Raw genomic sequence first — 20,250 nt, forward strand, 5'->3', positions numbered from 1 at the left:
CGTTTGTTAGTTCACCGTTAACACCGCTTTCACATAGGCAAACTTAACCTCCGCGTCGATGGCGTCGTTAGGGCGGCCGTCCTCCATGGAATGCAGGGGGACCACGCAGACGCTGTTCCCGATTTCTCAGATCAAGGAGCTGGATACATGAATAAGAAACTCCTCTGCGCCGCCCTGATGGGTGGTCTGAGCCTGGCCCAGGTCGCCAACGCCCAGGTCGCCGATGATCGCTGGTACCTCACCGGCTCGGCCGGCATGAATATCCAGGACAACGATCGCGGCACCCGCAACGCGCCGTTCGGTGCGCTCGGCGTCGGCAAGTTCCTCAACGACAACTGGTCGCTCGACGGTGAACTGAACTATCAGAACCCGAATTTCGACGACAACCAGGATCTCAACTGGTCGCAGTACGGCATCTCGTTCGATGCGCGTCGTTATTTCAATGCCGAAGGCCGCAACTGGGCGCCGTACATCCTGATGGGCCTGGGCTACCAGGAGTCGGAAGAGGAGTTCGACCGCTTCCCGGATCCGAACTCGCCGGGCGAGCGCAAGGAAGGCAACGTCGCCGCGAAGGTCGGCGTGGGCATCCAGAGCGCCCTGGCCGGCAAGCGCGCCGCCATCCGCACCGAGCTGGCGTACCGCGCCGACTTCGACGACGGCACCCCGGACGCAGGCCCGGGCGCGCTGCGCGATGAAAGCTGGTACGGCGACCTGCTCGCCTCGGTCGGCGTCGTGATCCCGCTGGGTGCTCCGGTCGTCGCCGCTCCGCCGGCCCCGGCCGCGCCGAGCTGCGCGGACCTCGACGACGATGGCGACGGCGTCAACAACTGCGACGACAAGTGCCCGGATTCGCAGGCTGGCCAGACCATCGGTCCGGACGGCTGCCCGGTGCCGGTGTCGATCGACCTGAAGGGCGTGAACTTCGACTTCGACAAGTCGAACCTGCGTCCGGACGCGATCTCGATCCTGTCGGAAGCGACCGAGATCCTGAAGCGTTATCCGGAGCTGCGCGTTGAAGTCGCCGGCCACACCGACCAGTGCGGCAAGGACGACTACAACCAGAAGCTGTCCGAGCGTCGCGCGACGGCCGTGTACGACTACCTGACCAGCAACGGCGTGGATGCCTCGCGCTTGCAGGGTCCGATCGGCTACGGCGAGAGCCGTCCGCTGGAAGACAAGGGCCAGGCGTTCCCGGGCTGCAAGAGCGAGATCAACCGCCGTACCGAGCTGAACGTCCAGAACTAAGGACCGGCCGGTACGCGGGAAGGCTCCCGCGGTACCAAGACGAAGCCCGGCAGTCGCCGGGCTTCGTTTATTTACCGGTCATTCTTAGCAAATAACGTTAACTAGTATTAACAATCATTTTGACAGGTGTATCATTTCCGAGTCAGTGACCCGCGGCCTGACCCTCTCTGGTCCCCGTTCAGGTCCTGCGAGGGTGTGTGCCGCCTGCAGTAAATGACGTGTTCCCCCCCAAACCGTTTCCTTACTGATCCAAGGAGTGACAGATGAAGATCCGTTTGTTGAGCACCGCACTGCTGGCAGGCCTGGCGTTCGCCCAGGTTGCCGGTGCACAGGAATTCGATGACCGTTGGTACCTGACCGGCTCGGCCGGCATGAACATCCAGGACAACGATCGCGGCACCCGCAACGCGCCGTTCGGTGCGCTGGGCGTCGGCAAGTTCCTCAACCAGAACTGGTCGCTCGATGGCGAGCTGAACTACCAGAACCCGAACAACGACGCGAACCAGGACCTCAACTGGAGCCAGTACGGCGTTTCGCTCGACCTGCGTCGCCACTTCACCGCCGAGGGCCGCAACTGGGCGCCGTACCTGCTGATGGGCCTGGGTTACCAGCGCTCGGAAGAAGAGTTCGACGCGTTCCCGAACGTGAACTCGCCGGGCCAGCGTGAGGAAGGCAACCTGGCCGCGAAGGTCGGCGTGGGCATCCAGAGCGCCCTGGCCGGCAAGCGCGCCGCCATCCGCACCGAACTCGCCTACCGCGCCGACTTCGACGACGGCTCCATCGCCGCTCCGAGCGAAGACTGGTTCGGCGACGTGTTGGCTTCGGTCGGCGTCGTGATCCCGCTGGGCGCTCCGGTCGTCGCCGCTCCGCCGGCCCCGGCCGCGCCGAGCTGCGCTGATCTGGACGACGACGGCGATGGCGTCAACAACTGCGACGACAAGTGCCCGGACTCGCAGGCTGGCCAGACCATCGGTCCGGACGGCTGCCCGGTGCCGGTCTCGATCGACCTGAAGGGCGTGAACTTCGACTTCGACAAGGCGACGCTGCGTCCTGATGCGATCTCGATCCTGTCGGAAGCGACCGAGATCCTGAAGCGTTATCCGGAACTGCGCGTCGAAGTCGCCGGTCACACCGACCAGTGCGGCAAGGATGCGTACAACCAGAAGCTGTCCGAGCGCCGTGCGACGGCCGTGTACGACTACCTGACCAGCAACGGCGTGGATGCCTCGCGTCTGCAGGGTCCGATCGGCTACGGCGAGAGCCGTCCGCTGGAAGACAAGGGCCAGGCGTTCCCGGGCTGCAAGAGCGAGATCAACCGCCGTACCGAGCTGAACGTCCAGAACTAAGGACCACGCACGGTTACGCGGATCTCCGCGGTACCACGAAGCCCGGCCTCGCGCCGGGCTTCGTTTTTTGCGTGACGTGTCGGTGCCGTTTGCGAATATCGAGCGAGAACCTTTCGCGGATACGTTCGGCTAACGACTTCTTATCATTCCTGCGCTTTGTGAATGCGCCCTCGCGCTTTCAGAAGATCCGCTGCTTTTCATTCTGCGCAAGGAGTGACCCTTGAAGATGCATCTACTCGGCACGGCCGTCGTGGCCGGCCTGACGTTCGCCCAGGTGGCGAACGCCCACGTTTCCGACGATCGCTGGTACCTCACCGGCTCGGCCGGCATGAACATCCAGGACAACGATCGCGGCACGCGCAATGCGCCGTTCGGCACGCTGGGCGTCGGCAAGTTCCTCAACGACAACTGGTCGCTGGACGGTGAACTGAACTACCAGAACCCGAACAACGACAACAACCAGAACCTCAACTGGTCGCAGTACGGCGCGTCGATCGATGCGCGTCGCTACTTCAACGCCGAAGGCCGCGACTGGGCGCCGTATGTGTTGATGGGCCTGGGCTACCAGCGTTCCGAAGAAGAGTTCGATGCGTCCCCGAGCGTGAACTCGCCGGCCCAGCGCGAAGAAGGCAACCTCGCCGCCAAAATCGGCGTGGGCATCCAGAGCGCCCTGGCCGGCAAGCGCGCCGCCATCCGCACCGAGCTGGCCTATCGCGCCGACTTCGACGACGGCAGCGTCCACGCACCGCGCGAAGACTGGTTCGGTGACGTGCTCGCATCGGTCGGCGTCGTGATTCCGCTGGGTGCACCGGCCGTCGCCGCAATTCCGGCGCCGCTGGCGGTTGCGCCGAACTGCGCGGACCTCGACGACGACGGCGACGGCGTCAACAACTGCGAAGACAAGTGCCCGACCTCGCAGGCCGGCCAGACCATCGGTCCGGATGGCTGCGCCGTTGCGGTGTCGATCGACCTGCGTGGCGTGAACTTCGACTTCGACAAGGCGACGCTGCGTTCGGACGCGGTCTCGATCCTCGCCGAAGCCGCCGAGATCCTGAAGCGCCATCCGGAGCTCCGCGTCGAAGTCGCCGGCCACACCGACCAGTGCGGCAACGACGGCTACAACCAGAAGCTGTCGGAGCGCCGCGCGCGCACCGTGTACGACTACCTGATCAAGAACGGCGTCGCCGCTTCGCGTCTGGCCGGTCCGATCGGCTACGGCGAGAGCCGTCCGCTGGAAGACCGCGGCCAGAAGTTCCCGGCGTGCAAGAGCGAAACCAACCGCCGTACCGAACTGAACGTGCAGAACTGATCGGGCAGAACTGATCGGCATACGATCCATCTCGCCTGAACCTTCGAAGCCCGGCCTCGCGCCGGGCTTCGTCGTCTCCGGCGCACGCAGCGCGTCCGTCGGACCGCGCATTCACGGCCGCTCGAACGTGCCCCGGCGTACACTGCGCACGCCCCGCGAATCGAGGAACCGCCATGCGCGCACTGATCGGTCTGTCCTGCCTGCTGCTTGCCGGCGTTGCCCAGGCGCAGAGCGCGCAATGCGGTTCGATGGCCGCGCCTAAGGCGCTGCCGATCCGGCCGACGGTCGTCGCGCCGATCGCGCCCGAACTCGTCGTCCCGAGTCATCAGCTCGGTGCGCCCACCGGTGTGCTGTCGCAGGCGTTCGACGAATCGCTCGCGGTCGACCAGGTGCTGTTCCGGCTGCGTGCCGAGGGTTGCCAGGTAGCCAATGCGCTGCCTGCGAAGGGTGGGGCGATCCCGAATCCCGACGATCCGGCCGCGTACAAGCCCAAGACGCAGTTCGACAACACGCCGTGGCGCTTCAACATGAACCAGAACGGCAAGCGCATGACCGCCGAGGAATTCGATGCATGGATGAAGGCCAAGGGCGTGCGCGTGGTGAAGGGCAAGACGGTCGCGACGCCGCCGCCCGCCGCCGAGGTGCCGAAGACCGAACCCGAAAAGAAGTGAAGCCGCGCGCGCCTCGCGCGCCGGCGAAAGGCGGACCTCGCAACAGACCAGCGAACGCTCCGAACGCGCCGCGACACGGCCTTGCGCGCGTGTTGTCGAAACAGGGCCTGTGCTCGCGCACCGAGGCCGCGCGCTGGATCCAGGACGGCCGCGTCGAAGTGGACGGCCGCATCGTTCGCGATCCCGAATTCCCGATCCGCAGCGACGGCGCGCAGCGCATCCTCGTCGATGGACGCGCGATCGACGCCGCACCGCGTCTGTATCTGATGCTCAACAAGCCGCGCGGACTGGTCACCAGCACGCAGGACGAGCGCGGTCGCGACACCGTTTACCGATGCTTCGATGGCGCGGGATTGCCGTGGCTCGCCCCGGTGGGGCGACTGGACAAGGCGAGCGAAGGCCTGCTGTTGTTCAGCAACGATCCCGCGTGGGCCGCCGGCATCACCGATCCGGACACGGGGCCGCTGAAGACCTACCACGTGCAGATCGACACCGTGCCCGACGAGCGCGTGCTGACAACGCTGGTCGACGGCGTGGACGTCGAAGGCGAACGTCTTCGTGCCGCATCGGTGCGAATGCTGCGCAGTGGGGAGCGAAACGCGTGGCTGGAGATCGTGCTCGACGAAGGCCGCAACCGTCAGATCCGCCGCTTGCTCGCCGCTATCGACATCGCGGTGCTGCGGCTCGTGCGCGTGGCGATCGGTGAGCTCGTGCTCGGCGAATTGTCGAAAGGGCAGTGGCGATTGCTTGAGCTCGCCGAAGCGCAGGCGCTATTCAGCAATGTGCACGTGCACGATTCGTGAAGCGCCGTACGGGATCAATGCAGGAATGTGGGGGAAATCACTGTTTTCCGGACGATTCTGCTTGCGCTCACCCCCATGTCGGAGCCTACACTTCCGCGAACTTCGTCGTGGGGGATAACCAGAAATGAACAAGATGATGATGGCGGTGTCGTTGCTTCTCGTGTCCGCCGCGGCGTCGGCGAACAGTGGTACGCAGGTGAAGGTGGAAGGCGCGCGCTCGCCGGTGTCGGAGCATTCGCTGGTGCGTTTCGATGCGGCGCAGAACGTCGCGTTCGCGGGCAAGAAGAAGCCGGCCGCGAAGGCCGAGGAACCCAAGGCTGCGGAGCCGGCGAAGGAAGAGACCGCCAACCTCGATCCGAACACCTACAAGCCGAAGACCCAGTTCGACAACACGCCGTACCGCTTCAACATGCACCAGAACGGCAAGAAGATGACGGCCGACGAATTCGACGCCTGGATGAAGTCGCGCGGTTTCCGCGTCGCGAAGGGCAACGGCGGCGGCGCTGCGCCGGCGGCCGGTGCCGCTCCGGCGGGCAAGGAAGTCGCTGCGGAAGCCAAGGCGAAGTAAGCCGCCCGGTTTCACCGTTACGCGCAAAGAAAAGGCCGGTCATCGACCGGCCTTTTTTGTTGCCAGCAATTCCGCGAACTCAACCCTTGAGCACGCCCAGCTCGCGACCGATCTTCACGAACGCCGCGATCGCACGATCCAGATGCTCGCGCGTGTGCGCCGCCGACATCTGCGTGCGGATGCGCGCCTGTCCCTGCGGCACGACCGGGAAGAAGAAACCGATCGCGTAGATGCCTTCTTCGAGCAGCCGCGCGGCGAATTTCTGCGCCAGAGGCGCGTCGTACAGCATCACCGGCGCGATCGGATGCACGCCCGGCTTGATGTCGAAACCGGCCTTCGTCATCTGCTCACGGAAATACGCAGTGTTCTCCGCCAGCCGCTCGCGCAGCTCGCCCGCGGACGAGAGCATCGCGAAGGCCTTGATGCCCGCGGCCACGACGTGCGGCGGCAGCGAGTTGGAGAACAGGTACGGACGCGAACGCTGGCGCAGCAGTTCGATCACTTCGCGCTTTGCCGTCGTGAAACCGCCGAGTGCGCCGCCCATCGCCTTGCCGAGCGTGCCGGTGAAGATGTCGATCTTCTCCATCACGCCCTTCACTTCGGCGGAGCCGCGGCCGTTCGCGCCGAGGAAACCGGTCGCGTGGCATTCGTCGATGTGCACCAGCGCGCCGTACTGCTTCGCCAGACGCGTGATTTCGTCGAGCGGCGCGATGAAGCCGTCCATCGAGAACACGCCATCGGTCGTGATCATGATCGTGCGCGCGCCGTCGGCCTTGGCCTGCTGGAGCTGCTTTTCCAGATCGGCCATGTCGCAGTTGGCGTAGCGGTAGCGCTTGGCCTTGCACAGGCGCACGCCGTCGATGATCGAAGCGTGGTTGAGCGCGTCGGAGATGATCGCGTCCTTCTCGTCCAGCAGCGGCTCGAACAGGCCGCCATTGGCGTCGAAACAGGCGGCGTAGAGGATGGTGTCCTCCGTGCCGAAGAAGTCGGCGATCGTCTTCTCCAGCTGCTTGTGCAGGTCCTGCGTGCCGCAGATGAAGCGCACCGACGCCATGCCGAAGCCGTGCGTGTCCAGCGCGTCCTTCGCGGCGGCGATGACGTCCGGATGATCGGCGAGGCCCAGATAGTTGTTGGCGCAGAAGTTCAGCACCGTGCGGCCGTCGGCGAGCGTGATCTCAGCCGACTGCGGCGAGGTGATGATGCGCTCGGACTTGAACAGGCCGGCGTCGCGGATTTCCTCGAGCGTGCGCTCGTAGCGTTCGGTCAGGCTCATGTGCGCTCCGGTCAGTTCCAGCTCAGCACGACCTTGCCGGCCTTGCCCGCTTCCATCAGGTCGAAGCCCTTCTGGAAATCCTCGACGGGAAGCTGGTGGGTGAGCACCTTGCCGAGCGGGAAACCGCTGAGCACCAGCTGCGTCATCTTGTACCAGGTCTCGTACATCTTCCGGCCGTAGATGCCGTGGATGGTGAGGCCCTTGAAGATGATCTTGTCCCAGTCGGCGCCCGCGCCCTTGGGCATGATGCCGAGCATCGCGATCTTGCCGCCGTGGTACATGCAGTCGAGCATGTCGTTGAACGCGCGCGGATTGCCGCTCATTTCAAGGCCCACGTCGAAGCCTTCCATGTGCAGGTCGGCCATCACGTCCTTCAGCGACGTATTGGCGACATTCACCACACGCGTGGCGCCCATGTCGGCGGCGAGCTTCAGGCGGAAGTCGTTGACGTCGGTGACCACTACGTTGCGCGCACCGATGTGCTTGCAGATGCCCGCGGCGATGATGCCGATGGGGCCGGCGCCGGTGATGAGCACGTCCTCGCCGACGACGTCGAATTCCAGCGCGCAATGCGCGGCGTTGCCGTAGGGATCGAAGAACGCGGCGAGCTCGGACGGAATCTGGTCCGGAATCGGCCACAGGTTGCTGGCCGGCATCACGATGTATTCGGCGAACGCGCCGTTGCGGTTCACGCCGATGCCCGTCGTGTTGGGGCACAGATGCTGGCGACCCGCGCGGCAGTTGCGGCAGTGGCCGCAGACGATGTGGCCTTCGGCCGAGACGCGCTGGCCGATGGTGTAGCCCGTCACGCCGGCGCCGACTTCGACCACGCGGCCGACGAACTCATGGCCGATCACCAGGCCCGGCTTGATCGTGCGCTGGCTCCACTCGTCCCACAGGTAGATGTGCAGGTCGGTGCCGCAGATCGCGGTCTTCTCCAGCTTGATCAGCACCTCGTTCGGGCCGGGCGTGGGGACGGGCACTTCTTCCATCCAGATGCCCTTGCCGGCTTCGCGCTTCACCAGCGCTTTCATCGTTTGCGTCATGTGGGATTCGTCCGCGGACTGGCGGTAAAGAGGGGCGAATTATACGCGGCGACCGGACCTTGACCGGGCCCGCGGGTTTGCCGCAGGCCGGCGGCTTCGCCTATCGTCGCCGCCTCCCCGAGCCGCGAAGAACCCGATCCCACCATGCGCCGCCGTCTGTTGAGCCTGTCCGTTTCGATCCCGCTGGCCCTGGGCCTGAACAGCGCCGCCCAGGCCGACGAAGGCATGTGGATGCCCTCGCAGCTGCCCGACATCGCCGGCCAGCTCAAGGCCGCCGGCTTCCGCGGCAACGCCCGCGACCTGGCGGAACTGGCGAAACCGCCGATGAACGCGGTGGTGAAGGTGGGCGGGGCGAGCGGCGCGTTCGTCTCGAAGGACGGCCTGGTGCTGACCAACCACCACGTCGCGTTCGGCGTGATCCAGTACAACTCCAAGCCGGGCCGCGACCTGATCCAGGACGGCTACATCGCCGCCGATCGCGCCGCGGAGCTTCCGGCCAATCCCGACTATCGCGTGCTGGTGACGACCGGTTTCGACCGCATCACCGATCGCATCCTCGCCGGCGCGGCGGGCAAGCAGGGCCGTGCGTACTTCGACGCCGTCGACGCGGCGACCAAGTCCGTCGTCGCCGAATGCGAACGCGAGCCCGGCACGCGCTGCAGCGTCGCCAACATGTACTACGGCACCGACTTCTACCTCGTGCGCCAGCTCGAGCTGCGCGACGTGCGCCTCGTCTACGCGCCGCCCAACGCCATCGGCAATTACGGCGGCGAGGTCGACAACTTCGTCTGGCCGCGCCACGCCGGCGATTTCACGCTGCTGCGCGCCTATGTCGGCAAGGACGGAAAGCCGGCCGACTATTCGCCCGACAACGTGCCGTACGTGCCGCCGGCGCATCTGCAGGTGTCCACGCGCAACGTGAAGGAAGGCGATTTCGCGATGCTCGCCGGTTATCCCGGCGTGACGTTCCGCCATCGCATGGCGTCGGAGTTCGCGAACCAGATCGACTGGCAGCTGCCTTCGCGCGTGGCGCTGTTCCAGAAGATGATCGACGTGATCGAAGGCACTGCGGAGAAGGACGAAGCCGCGCGCGTCGCCTACGCCTCGCAAGTGCGGAGCCTGAAGAACAACCTCAAGCGCGCGCAGGGCGAACTCGACGGCCTGCGTCGCAGCGACGCCACGCGCGTGCGCCGCGAGGATGAAACGTCGATGTTCGCGTGGCTCGACAAGCAGCCCGATGCCGCCGCGACGCGCGCCGACATCGCCGCCGCGCAGGCGGTGCTCGACGCGGGTGTCGGCACGCGCGAACGCGACCAGCTGATCGGCGTGATCCAGTCGCAGACGCAGCTGCTGCGCGCCGCGATCACCGTGCAGCGCCTGGCGAACGAGCGCACCAAGCCCGATGCGCAGCGCGAAACCGGGTACCAGCAGCGCGATGAAGTGCTGATCACCGGCCAGTTGAAGCAGGCGCAGCGTCGCTACGCGCCGCAGGTCGAGAAGGCGCTGCTCGCCGAACTCCTGACGCAATACCAGGCGTTGCCTGCCGCGCAGCAGTTGCCGGAATTCGACGCCGTGTTCGGCACCACGCCGGCGCAGCTGAAGCAGAAGCTCGACGCGATGTACGCCGGCACGCAGCTGGGTACGGAAGCCAATCGCCTTGCCGCGATGCAGGCCGATCGCGCCGCGCTCGCCGCATCGAACGACACGCTGCTGCAGGCCGCTGCGTCGCTCATGCCGGCGTTGTTGCGCCTCGACGACGAAGCCAAGGCCAGCGCCGGCGAACTGCTGCGCCTGCGCCCGGCGTACATGCGTGCGCTCATCGCGTATCGCCAGTCGCAAGGGCGCGCCGTGTATCCCGACGCGAACTCGACGCTGCGCGTGAGCTACGGCCGCATCAGCGCGATGGATCCGCGCGACGGCGTGCATTACCGCCCGCTCACCACCGTGCAGGGCATCGTCGAGAAGCACACCGGCGAGGAGCCGTTCGATGCACCGAAGCCGCTGCTTGACGCGATCGCGAAGGGCGATTTCGGCACCACCGCCGAACCGAGCCTCGACACGCAGACGGTCGACATCCTCACCAACCTCGACACGACCGGCGGCAATTCCGGCTCGCCGGTGCTCGATGCGCAGGGCAAGCTCATCGCCCTGAACTTCGACAGCAACTGGGAAGCGGTGAGCGCCAGCTGGATGTTCGATCCGCGCTTCAAGCGCGCGATCCACGTCGACATGCGCTACATGCGCTGGCTGATGGCCAAGGTGTATCCGGCGCCGCACCTGTTGAAGGAAATGAACCTGCCGGCGGAGTGACGCACGGAGTTTGCCGATGCGGGCGGCTCGATCAGGCATGAATGGGCTTCATGCACGGGCCGCCAAGTCGCGCCGCACCGCAGCATGGTGCGGTTTCGCATGCGCGGGCTAGACTCGGCCTTCGATCATCGAAGGAGTGGCGCATGCGTCTTGCGGGGCTGGCGGTTGCGATCGGAAGCGGGTTGGGCGCGATGCTCGCGGCGAATGTCGCGCAGGCCGTCGAAGGCATGTGGGTGCCGCAGCAGTTGCCGGAGATCGCCGGCCCGCTGAAGAAGGCCGGGCTGAAGCTCAATCCCTCGCAGCTGGCCAACCTGACCGGCGATCCGATGGCCGCCGTGGTCTCGCTCGGTGGCTGCACGGCGAGCTTCGTGTCGCCGCAAGGCCTGGTCGTCACGAACCACCACTGTGCGTACGGCGCGATCCAGCTCAATTCCACGCCCGAGAAGAACCTGATGCGCGACGGCTTCAACGCCGCCACGCCAGCGCAGGAAGTCTCCGCCGGTCCGAACGCGCGCATCTATGCGCTGGACACGATCCAGGACGTGACCAAACAGGTGCGCGCGGCGATCGATCTCGCGCCCGACGCGCTGGGCCGCACACAGGCGCTGGAGAAGATCGAGAAGCAGCTGGTCGCCTCGTGCGAACGCGAGCCGGGTTTCCGCTGCCGGCTTTACAGCTTCTCCGGCGGCAACAGCTACCGGCTGTTCCGCAATCTCGAAATCAAGGATGTGCGCCTGGTTTACGCGCCGCCGGGCAGCATCGGCAACTACGGTGGCGAAGTGGACAACTGGATGTGGCCGCGCCACACCGGCGACTTCGCGTTCTATCGGGCGTACGTCGGCAAGGACGGCAAGCCCGCGGCGTTCTCGCCCGACAACGTGCCGTACCAGCCGAAGCATCACCTGAAAATCGCCGACAAGCCGCTGGGCGAACGCGATTTCGTCATGGTCGCCGGCTACCCCGGCCGTACCGCGCGTTATGCGCTGGCCGAGGAATTCGACGAGACGGCGACCTGGACGTATCCCACGATCGGCGAGCATTACAAGCGGCTGGTCGCGCTCGTGCAGCGCGAAGGCGGCAAGAATCCCGACATCGCCGTGCGTTACGCCAGCACGATCCGCGGCTGGCAGAACGTGATGAAGAACTACGACGGCCAGCTGGAAGGCTTCAAGCGCATTGGCGCTGCGGAGAAGAAGCAGGCCGAGGAAACGGCGGTACTCGACTGGCTGCGCAAGCAGGGCGCGCAGGGCGAAGCGGCCATCGCCGCCCACGGAAAACTCGTCGCGCTGGATGAGGCCGCGCGCACGCATCGCGAACGCGACCTCGTCTTCGGCCAGCTACGCAGCACCGGCACGCTCGGTGCGGCGACGCAGCTGTACCGGTTCGCGCTGGAGCGCGCCAAGCCCGACGCCGATCGCGAACAGGGTTACCAGGAACGCGACCGCCCGACCATCGAGGGCGCGATGCGCCAGATGGAACGCCGCTACGTCGCGGCGATGGATCGCGAACTGCAGGCGTACTGGCTGCGCGAATACCTCAAGCTGCCCGATTCGCAGCGCGTGCCCGCGTTGGACAAGTGGCTGGGCGGCAGCGACGAGAAGGCCATCCAGGCCGCGCTCGACAAGCTCGCCAAGACCAAGCTCGGCAGCACGCAGCAGCGCATCACGCTGATGGACGCCGACAAGGCGTCGTTCGAGAAGAGCAAGGATCCGGCGGTGCAGTTCGCCGTCGCGATCATGCCGACCGTCCTGCAGCTGGAGCAGGAAGGCAAGGCGCGCGCCGGCGATGCGCTCGTCGCGCGACCGGTGTATCTGCAGGCCGTCGCCGACTACAAGAAGAGCAAGGGTCAGTCGGTGTATCCGGATGCCAATTCGTCGCTGCGCATCACCTTCGGCAACGTGACTGGCTACACGAAGACCGATGGCACGAAGCAGGTGCCGTTCACGCGCCTGGAGGAAGTCGCGGCGAAGGCCACAGGCAAGGAGCCGTTCGATGCGCCGCAGGTGCTGCTCGATGCGATCGCCGCGAAGAACTACGGCGGCCTGGCCGATCGCAAGCTCAAGACGGTTCCGGTGAATTTCCTCTCGGACCTAGACATCACCGGTGGCAATTCCGGCTCGCCCGTGCTCGATGCGCAGGGCAAGCTCGTCGGCCTCGCGTTCGACGGCAACTGGGAGTCGGTGAGCAGCAACTGGGTCTTCGATCCGACGATGACGCGCATGATCGCGGTCGATCAGCGTTACATGCGCTGGATCATGCAGGAGGTCTTTCCGGCGCCGCAGCTGCTGGCCGAGATGGGCGTGCCGGAGAAGGCGGGGAAGTAGGCTTCGCACACGGCGCAAGCCAGTGGAATGTCGATGAGAAGCCGTCATCCCGGCGAACGCCGGGACCCAGGCTGTCTTGTCTTCAGGAGGAAAGACGTCATTCCAGCGAAAGCTGGAATCCATCTGGCTCTGCTCCGGTTACGTGAGCCTGGGCCCCGGCCTTGGCCGGGATGACGGTGTAGTGGGAAGGCCGGTCTGACGAAAGCGGAATCACCCTTCGGCAATCTCGTAATCGAACGTGTAGTAGTGCTTGCCTTCGACGATGTCGATCTGCATCCGTCCGCGCAGGCCTTCCAACTCGCCTGTGGCCGAGTCCGGCACCACCGTCAGCGACAGGGTCGGTACGCCGCGATCGAGCGTGCCGTTGTGCTGGGTGAGGAACGCGCCGCGAAGGCCGTCCAGCGAACCATCGATGCGCTCCACCGCCACGTAGGCCGCCGAGCCATCGACCTGCGTGCCGACCGCGAGCATGTGCACGATGCCGGTCGCATCCAGCGCGCCATGAAACTGCTTGTCGAAGCGGAAGTGGCCGGCCACCGCGCCCCCGCCCAGATCGAACCCGCCTTCCGGGTTGCGCTTCACGTCGAACTCGCCCTTGACCTGTGCCATTGCCGTCGCTCCATGAGTAGAACGCGCATCGTCCCGCAGGCGCGCGGCGGTTGCCAGTGCAACCGTTGTGCGCCTCGGCGCTTTTGCTAGGCTGCCGCATTCGGCGCGACGCCTCCGTCGGCCGCCCTCACGGATCCGAACTCATGCGCATTCTGCTCGCACGTCACGGCGAAACGCCCTGGAACGCCGAAGGCCGCTACCAGGGACAGGAAGACATTCCGCTGTCCGACGTCGGCATCGGGCAGGCGCGCGCGCTGGGCGAGCGCTTGCGCGACGTGCAGATCACGCGTGCCGTGGCCTCGCCGCTGGGCCGTGCGCGGCAGACGGCGGAATTCGCGCTCGGCGATCGCGATCTCCCGCTCACGCTCGATCCTGGCCTGATGGAAATCGCGCACGGCACGTGGGAAGGCCTGCTCGCCACCGAGATCCGCGAACGCGATCCCGAGCGCCTGCAGGCATGGCGCGACACGCCGCACGAAGTGCTGATGCCCGAAGGCGAATCGCTCCAGCACGTGTTCGACCGTGCGTGGCCCGCCTTCGCGCGTGCCGCCGAGGGCCTTGGCCCGAGCGACACGCTGCTGGTCGTCGCGCACGACGCAGTGAACCGCGTGCTGCTGTGCCACGTCCTCGGCATTCCGTTCGCGAAGCTGTGGACGTTCCGACAGGCGCCGACGACGATCAACCTGCTTGAGGGCCCGGATGTCGACCACCTCGACGTGGTGCGCCTGAACGATTGCAGCCACCACACGGCGTTCTTCGGCGAAGCGGTGCACCGGGCGCTTTGAGGCCGCGGGCCCCGTCACGGGCGCCACCGGCGATAATGCGCGGATGACCCGCACGCTTGCCGACTGGCTCCAGTACATCGAACGCATCCACCCCCGCTCCATCGATATGGGGCTCGACCGCATCCGCGTGGTCGCGCAGTCGCTGGGGCTGGGCAAGCCCGGCAGGGCGGTGATCACGGTAGGCGGCACGAACGGCAAGGGGTCGACGGTCGCCTTCATCGAGTCGATCGCGCGCGCGGCCGGCTGGAAGGTCGGCGCGTACACGTCGCCGCACCTGCTGGCCTACAACGAGCGCGTCCGCATCGACGGCGTCGACGTGTCCGACGACGCGCTGATCGAGGCTTTCGAGGCGATCGAAGCTGCGCGCGGCGACACGCAGCTGACGTACTTCGAGTACGGCACGCTCGCCGCGCTGTGGTTGTTCGAGCGCGCGGGGCTCGACCTGGCGATCCTGGAAGTCGGCCTGGGCGGGCGCCTCGACGCAACCAACCTCATCGACGCCGACGTCGCGATCATCACCACGGTGGACCTGGACCACCAGGATTACCTCGGCGACGACCGCGAGCAGATCGGCGCGGAAAAGGTCGGCATCGCGCGCGCGTGGAAGCCGCTGGTGCTGGGCGACGACGATCCGCCCTCGAGCGTGCTCGGTCACGCCTACCGCATCGGCGCGCCGACATGGCGCATCTCGAACGATTTCTTCTTCAAGGCTCTCCCGTCGTCGCTGGACGCCGACGGCAACGCGTTGCCCGCGCGCTGGCAATGGCGCGAGATCGGCAAGCGCCTGGAACTGCCCGCGCCGCAGCTGGCCGCGCCGGTGCAGCTGCGCAACGCGGCGGTCGCCATCGCTGCGCTGCGGGCGCTGAAGGAACTGCCCAGACCGCTGCCGCGGCAAGCGTACTCGGAAGGCATCGCAAACGCGCGTGTCGGCGGCCGGTTGCAGCGGTTCGAACGCGATGGCGTGGAGATCGTCGTCGACGTCGGCCACAACCCGCAGGCGGCGCGTGCGCTCGCCGACTGGATTCGCACCTTCCCCGCGCGTGGGCGCGTGATCGCCGTCTACGCCGCGCTGTCCGACAAGGACGCCGTCGGCGTGGTCGAGGCGATGGCGGCGGTGGTCGATCGCTGGCATCTGGCCGGGCTGCTCGAGGCCGGCCCGCGCGGCGGGGACGTGGATGCGCTCGCGGCGCGTCTGTCCGGCACCGCGGCGGCGGACGGCACGCGGCACGCGGACGTCGCACAGGCGCTGCAGGCCGCCCGTGCGGAAGCGAAGGCGGGCGACCGCGTGCTGGTGTTCGGCTCGTTCCACACCGCGGCGAGCGCGCTGGAGTCGCTCGCCCGCGACTGAACGTGACCGGCATCGAACCGGCCATGACGGATCGCGAGGGTATAATTCGCGCGGCGATCCGCCTGCGGTAAACGAGAACCGATGGAACCTGCCCTGAAACAGCGCGTCATCGGTGCGGTCGTGTTGATCGCACTGGCGGTGATCTTCCTGCCGATGCTGATCAAGGGGCCGGCCCCCGAAAGCGGGGCGTCCAATGTCCCGCTCGAACTCCCCAAGGCGCCGGAAGGCGACTTCGAAACCCGCGAACTCCCCCTCGTGAGCCCCGGCCAGGCGCCCAGCGGCGGCGCGGTCGGCATGAACGCCGGCCCCGCGTCCGGCGGCGACGCCGACACGCTTCCGACCGTCGACACCACCGCGACCACGCCCACGGCACCCGTACAGAGCCCGATGCCGGCCGCGACCGGCGGCGGCAACTTCGCCGTCAGCTTCGGCAGCTACGCGAGCACCGCCGACGCCGAGCGCGTCGTGAAGGCGCTGCAGGGCGCGCAGCTGATCGCCTACCAGGAACCTGTGCCGGGCAACGGCCGCACGCTGCACCGCGTGCGCATCGGCCCGTTCGCCACACAGGCCGAGGCCGAGGCCGCACGCCTCCAGTCCGCACGCGTGCGCAGCGACGTCGGCGCGAAGGTCGTCGTGCTCGACGCCGAATCGGCCGAGCCCGTCGCCAGTGCCTCGCAGCCGGCCCCGACGCCGGGCTCGTCCGTCTCGGCCCCGGTGCCGCTGGCCGAATCGCGCCCTCCTCAGACGACCGCCGCGCCGGTCCCGCCGGAACCGGCCAAGCCGGCCGCGGCGAAGCCTGCCGCCCCGGTCGAGAAGCCGGTGGCCAAGGTCGAAAAGCCCGTCGAGAAGCCCGCGACCCCCGCACCGCAGCCTGCGACCCGCACCAGCGCCCCGGCCGCGTCCGGCACGGGCTTCGCGGTGCAGCTGGGCGCCTTTGGCAGCGCGGCCGAGGCCGACAAGCTGCGCGATCGCGCGCGCGGCGCCGGCTTCAGCGCCTTCGTCGAACAGGTCCGCACGGACAAGGGCGTCCTGAACCGCGTTCGCGTCGGCCCGGTCGCCAGCCGCGACCAGGCTGATCAGCTGAAGGCGCAGGTCGCATCGAAACTCGGCGTGAGCGGCATTGTCCGCCCGCATCCCTGACCCCATCTGGGCCTTGGATTAGCGCATGGGCGCGATCGACTGGGTCCTGCTGGCGGTGGTCGCGGTGTCGGCGCTGTTCGGGCTGATGCGCGGCTTCGTCGGCGTGCTGGCTTCGCTGGTCGCCTGGCTGCTGGCCGGATGGGCGGCGTTCCACTTCGGCGGCGACGTCGGCCTGCTGCTCTCCGGCGACGGTGAGATCGGCGCCGGCGAGCTCTTCGGTGGCTACGCGCTGTGCTTCATCGGCGTGCTGGTGGTGGTCGGCCTGGTCGGCTGGCTGGTGCGCAAGCTGGTGCAGTCGGTCGGCCTGTCCGGGCTCGATCGCATGCTCGGGCTGGTGCTCGGCGTCGCGCGCGGTGCGTTCGTCGCCTGCGTGCTGGTGCTGCTGGCCGGATTGACGGCGATGCCACGCGAGCCGGAATGGCAGCGCTCGCAGGTGGTGCCGGTGTTCGTGCCGGGCGCGCAGTGGATGCGCGCATGGTTGCCCGAGTGGGCCGCCGAGCACGTCGACCTCGACGGTCGCGTGCCGACGGAACATCCGGAACTTCCGCCGGCGTCGCCGGACGCCACGCCGGCGCTGCCGGCACCGGTGAGCGAGGCCTGACGGCATCGCGATCAGGCGGGCCTCGCGCCCGCGGCAACACACAACTTCACAGCAGGACTCATCACCATGTGCGGCATTCTCGGTATCGTCGGCCACAACGACGTCGCGGCGCAGCTCTACGACGGCCTGACGGTGCTGCAGCATCGCGGCCAGGACGCGGCCGGCATCGCCACGGCGAACGGCAGCAAGCTGCGCGTGCACAAGGGCAACGGCCTGGTCAGCGACGTCTTCGACGAAGGCGCGATGTCGCTGCTGGAAGGCCGCGTCGGCATCGCGCATTGCCGCTACCCCACCGCGGGCAGCGAAGGCTCCGACGAAGCGCAGCCGTTCTACGTGAACTCGCCGTTCGGCATCGCGCTCGCGCACAACGGCAACCTGATCAACACCGACGCGCTTCGCAACGAGGTGTTCGAACAGGATCGCCGCAACGTCAACACCGAATCCGATTCGGAAGTGCTGCTCAATGTCTTCGCGCATGAGCTCGACACGCAGAAGGCACTGACCCCCGACGCCGCGTTCCGCGCGATCGAGGGCGTGAACCGCCGCTGCGTCGGCGGATTCGCCGTGGTGGCGACGGTGCTGGGCCTGGGGCTGGTGGCCTTCCGCGATCCCAACGGCATCCGCCCGCTGGTGCTGGGCAAGCGCAACAGCGGTGGGCAGGACGAATACGCGGTCGCGTCCGAATCCGTCGCGCTGGATCTGCTCGGCTTCGAACGCGTGCGCGATGTGCGGCCGGGCGAAGGCATCGTCGTCACGCCGCGCGGCGAGCTGTTCACGCGCCAGTGCGCCGAGCCGCGCCAGCACACGCCGTGCATCTTCGAATACGTCTACTTCGCTCGCCCGGACTCGATGATGGACGAGGTCTCGGTGCACAAGGCGCGCATGCGCATGGGCCAGAAGCTCGGCGAGAAGATCCTGCGCCTGCGTCCGGACCACGACATCGACACCGTCATTCCGATTCCCGATACCTCGCGCGATGCGGCGCTGGAAATCGCGAACGTCATCGGCGTGAAGTATCGCGAGGGGTTCATCAAGAACCGCTACGTCGGCCGCACCTTCATCATGCCGGGGCAGGGGGAGCGCGCGAAGTCGGTGCGCCGCAAGCTCAATCCGATCCCGCTGGAATTCCGCAACCGCGTCGTCCTGCTGGTCGACGACTCCATCGTGCGCGGCACGACGTCGAAGCAGATCGTGCAGATGGCGCGCGATGCCGGTGCGCGCAAGGTGTATCTCGCCTCCGCCGCGCCCGCCGTGCGCTATCCGAACGTGTACGGCATCGACATGCCGTCGGCCGAGGAGCTCGTCGCGCACGGCCGCACGGACGAGGAAGTCGAGAAGCTCCTCGGCGCCGACTGGCTGATCTACCAGGACCTGTCGGACCTGGAGGAGGCCGTGTCGGGCCCGAAGCAGCGCATCAACGACTTCGATTCGTCGTGCTTCAACGGCGAATACGTCACCGGCATCGAGCCGGGCTACTTCGAACGCATCCAGCAGCTGCGTTCGGACGAAGCGAAGAAGACGCGGAGGGCGTGACGTGCGCGAACTGCAGCGGGCGATGATTCCCGACGACGAGAACGGCGACGTGCTGCGTCGCATGCTCGACGACGGCGACGACCTGACGCTCGCGCGGCCCATCGACTTCTTCCACGTTTTCGCGGAAGAGTCGGACGCGCAGGACTTCTTCGCCGCCGCGGCGGCGCGACCGGAGCTCGCGGTCGAAGGCCCGGATTTCGACGACGACGACGGCATCTGGGAAGTCACGGCCACGCGCGTGATGGCGCCGCAGCACAAGGTGATCACCGCGCTGGAAGCCGAACTGACCGAACTGGCGGCGCAATATCGCGGCTATCCGGACGGCTGGGGCTGCGATCCGGCCACGACCGCGCACTGACGTGTCCGCTTCGCTGTTCGACGCCGCGCGTGCCTGCCTCGACGCGGCCACGCCGGAGGCGAAGATCGCGGCCACCTTCGCCGCCGCCGAAGCGTTTTCGCGCGGCGAACTGAAGATTCCCGACGACGCGCCGGCACCCGAGCCGATCCGCATGCCGGGACGTCCGGAACGTCCGCTGCTCGTGCATCCACGCGACCTGCCGCGACGCGGCTTCGGCAGCAACGAGGGACGCGCCGCGTTCATCCACGCGATCGCGCACATCGAGTTCAATGCGATCGATCTTGCGTGGGACGCCGCGTACCGGTTTCGCGGGATGCCGCGCGAGTTCTATGCCGACTGGGTGGGCGTCGCGAACGATGAGGCGCGGCACTTCAACCTGCTGCGCGCGCGCCTGCGCGAGTTCGGCCATGACTACGGCGATTTCGACGCGCACAACGGCCTGTGGGAAATGGCCGAGAAGACCGCGCACGACGGCCTCGAGCGCATGGCGCTGGTGCCGCGCGTGCTGGAAGCGCGCGGGCTCGATGTCACGCCGGGGATGATCGTGAAGCTGCGCGCGATGGGCGATGAAGCGACGGTCGCGATCCTGGAGACCATCCTGCGCGAGGAAGTGGCGCACGTCGCCGCCGGTTCGCGCTGGTATCGCTGGTATTGCGAGCGTGCCGGCGTCGATCCCGTGCCGCGTTTCCGCGAACTGCTGGCCGAGTACGCACGCGCCGTGCTGTACGGCCCGTTCAACCACGAGGCGCGCAGCGCGGCGGGATTCGGGCCGGAGGAGCTGGAGGCGCTGGAAAAGCTGGCGGGTTAAGCAGCCGCTGACTCACCAACCCGTCATCCCGGCGAAAGCCGGGACCCAGGCCGTCAAACCTTCAGACGCGCGTCATTCCAGAGCGAAAGCTGGAATCCATTGCTGCACGAACATCGCAGTGCTGTGCAGCAATGCCAGCTCGATGCTCCCGCTTCGTTGCCCCTCACCCCAAC

At 67.1% G+C, this 20,250-nt stretch carries 18 protein-coding genes; 15 read left to right on the top strand and 3 right to left on the bottom strand.

The features are described from left to right. Positions 1 to 147: 147 nt before the first annotated feature. The 6 genes from ABIE51_RS06105 (at position 148) to ABIE51_RS06130 (ending at position 5,942) form a co-directional block, all read left to right on the top strand. Positions 148 to 1,245: an OmpA family protein gene (locus ABIE51_RS06105; protein WP_192630058.1), complete on the top strand. Its 1,098-nt coding sequence runs from the start codon at positions 148 to 150 to the stop codon at positions 1,243 to 1,245. A gap of 263 nt (positions 1,246 to 1,508) precedes the next feature. Continuing rightward, entirely contained in the window at positions 1,509 to 2,591 is a 1,083-nt protein-coding gene (locus tag ABIE51_RS06110) for an OmpA family protein (protein WP_192630059.1), read from the top strand. A 226-nt stretch (positions 2,592 to 2,817) separates the two neighbouring features. Beyond that, positions 2,818 to 3,900 (top strand): OmpA family protein, encoded by a 1,083-nt coding sequence (locus tag ABIE51_RS06115; RefSeq protein WP_502913326.1) that lies wholly within the window; start codon positions 2,818 to 2,820, stop codon positions 3,898 to 3,900. A gap of 173 nt (positions 3,901 to 4,073) precedes the next feature. Continuing rightward, positions 4,074 to 4,571 (top strand): hypothetical protein, encoded by a 498-nt coding sequence (locus tag ABIE51_RS06120; protein WP_192630061.1) that lies wholly within the window; start codon positions 4,074 to 4,076, stop codon positions 4,569 to 4,571. Positions 4,572 to 4,660: 89 nt separating this feature from the next. Continuing rightward, positions 4,661 to 5,374, top strand: coding sequence for a pseudouridine synthase (locus ABIE51_RS06125; protein ID WP_502913257.1), 714 nt, complete (start codon positions 4,661 to 4,663; stop codon positions 5,372 to 5,374). A gap of 124 nt (positions 5,375 to 5,498) precedes the next feature. Beyond that, positions 5,499 to 5,942, top strand: coding sequence for a hypothetical protein (locus tag ABIE51_RS06130; protein ID WP_232338533.1), 444 nt, complete (start codon positions 5,499 to 5,501; stop codon positions 5,940 to 5,942). A gap of 79 nt (positions 5,943 to 6,021) precedes the next feature. On the opposite strand, the gene kbl is transcribed toward ABIE51_RS06130, so the two are convergent. Together kbl and tdh are read right to left on the bottom strand one after the other, a co-directional pair. Then, positions 6,022 to 7,215: a glycine C-acetyltransferase gene (gene kbl / locus ABIE51_RS06135; RefSeq protein WP_192630063.1), complete on the bottom strand. Its 1,194-nt coding sequence runs from the start codon at positions 7,213 to 7,215 to the stop codon at positions 6,022 to 6,024. An 11-nt stretch (positions 7,216 to 7,226) separates the two neighbouring features. Then, entirely contained in the window at positions 7,227 to 8,261 is a 1,035-nt protein-coding gene (tdh, locus tag ABIE51_RS06140) for an L-threonine 3-dehydrogenase (RefSeq protein WP_181902679.1), read from the bottom strand. A 144-nt stretch (positions 8,262 to 8,405) separates the two neighbouring features. Here tdh and ABIE51_RS06145 point away from each other — a divergent pair, with 144 nt between their 5' ends. Both ABIE51_RS06145 and ABIE51_RS06150 read left to right on the top strand, forming a co-directional pair. Continuing rightward, positions 8,406 to 10,571, top strand: coding sequence for a S46 family peptidase (locus tag ABIE51_RS06145; protein ID WP_502913258.1), 2,166 nt, complete (start codon positions 8,406 to 8,408; stop codon positions 10,569 to 10,571). 227 nt (positions 10,572 to 10,798) lie between these two features. Next, positions 10,799 to 12,895 carry a S46 family peptidase gene (locus ABIE51_RS06150; RefSeq protein WP_192631614.1) on the top strand — a complete coding sequence of 699 codons (2,097 nt, stop codon included), beginning with the start codon at positions 10,799 to 10,801 and terminating at the stop codon, positions 12,893 to 12,895. A gap of 210 nt (positions 12,896 to 13,105) precedes the next feature. Here ABIE51_RS06150 and ABIE51_RS06155 read toward each other — a convergent pair whose 3' ends face one another. Then, a complete protein-coding gene (locus ABIE51_RS06155) occupies positions 13,106 to 13,504 on the bottom strand; it encodes a DUF3224 domain-containing protein (RefSeq protein ID WP_192630064.1) in 399 nt (132 codons plus the stop codon). Between the two features lie 143 nt (positions 13,505 to 13,647). Here ABIE51_RS06155 and ABIE51_RS06160 point away from each other — a divergent pair, with 143 nt between their 5' ends. From ABIE51_RS06160 to ABIE51_RS06190, 7 genes are all read left to right on the top strand, one after another. Further along, positions 13,648 to 14,289, top strand: coding sequence for a histidine phosphatase family protein (locus tag ABIE51_RS06160; protein WP_115840970.1), 642 nt, complete (start codon positions 13,648 to 13,650; stop codon positions 14,287 to 14,289). A 43-nt stretch (positions 14,290 to 14,332) separates the two neighbouring features. Next, positions 14,333 to 15,637, top strand: coding sequence for a bifunctional tetrahydrofolate synthase/dihydrofolate synthase (folC, locus tag ABIE51_RS06165; protein ID WP_192630065.1), 1,305 nt, complete (start codon positions 14,333 to 14,335; stop codon positions 15,635 to 15,637). 81 nt (positions 15,638 to 15,718) lie between these two features. Then, positions 15,719 to 16,777 carry an SPOR domain-containing protein gene (locus tag ABIE51_RS06170; RefSeq protein ID WP_192630066.1) on the top strand — a complete coding sequence of 353 codons (1,059 nt, stop codon included), beginning with the start codon at positions 15,719 to 15,721 and terminating at the stop codon, positions 16,775 to 16,777. Between the two features lie 25 nt (positions 16,778 to 16,802). Next, on the top strand, positions 16,803 to 17,378 hold the full coding sequence (locus ABIE51_RS06175; RefSeq protein WP_192630067.1) for a CvpA family protein: 576 nt from the start codon (positions 16,803 to 16,805) through the stop codon (positions 17,376 to 17,378). A 66-nt stretch (positions 17,379 to 17,444) separates the two neighbouring features. Continuing rightward, positions 17,445 to 18,911, top strand: a complete 1,467-nt coding sequence (gene purF, locus ABIE51_RS06180; RefSeq protein ID WP_115840965.1) for an amidophosphoribosyltransferase — start codon at positions 17,445 to 17,447, stop codon at positions 18,909 to 18,911. A 1-nt stretch (position 18,912) separates the two neighbouring features. Continuing rightward, complete coding sequence (locus ABIE51_RS06185; RefSeq protein ID WP_192630068.1) at positions 18,913 to 19,269, top strand: ribonuclease E inhibitor RraB; 357 nt, start codon at positions 18,913 to 18,915, stop codon at positions 19,267 to 19,269. Continuing rightward, positions 19,247 to 20,077, top strand: coding sequence for a ferritin-like domain-containing protein (locus ABIE51_RS06190; RefSeq protein ID WP_502913327.1), 831 nt, complete (start codon positions 19,247 to 19,249; stop codon positions 20,075 to 20,077). Before ABIE51_RS06185 ends, ABIE51_RS06190 begins: the two co-directional genes overlap by 23 nt. Positions 20,078 to 20,250 lie beyond the last annotated feature (173 nt).

Source organism: Lysobacter sp. OAE881, assembly GCF_040546665.1.
In the GTDB taxonomy this organism is placed as follows: domain Bacteria; phylum Pseudomonadota; class Gammaproteobacteria; order Xanthomonadales; family Xanthomonadaceae; genus Lysobacter_J; species Lysobacter_J soli.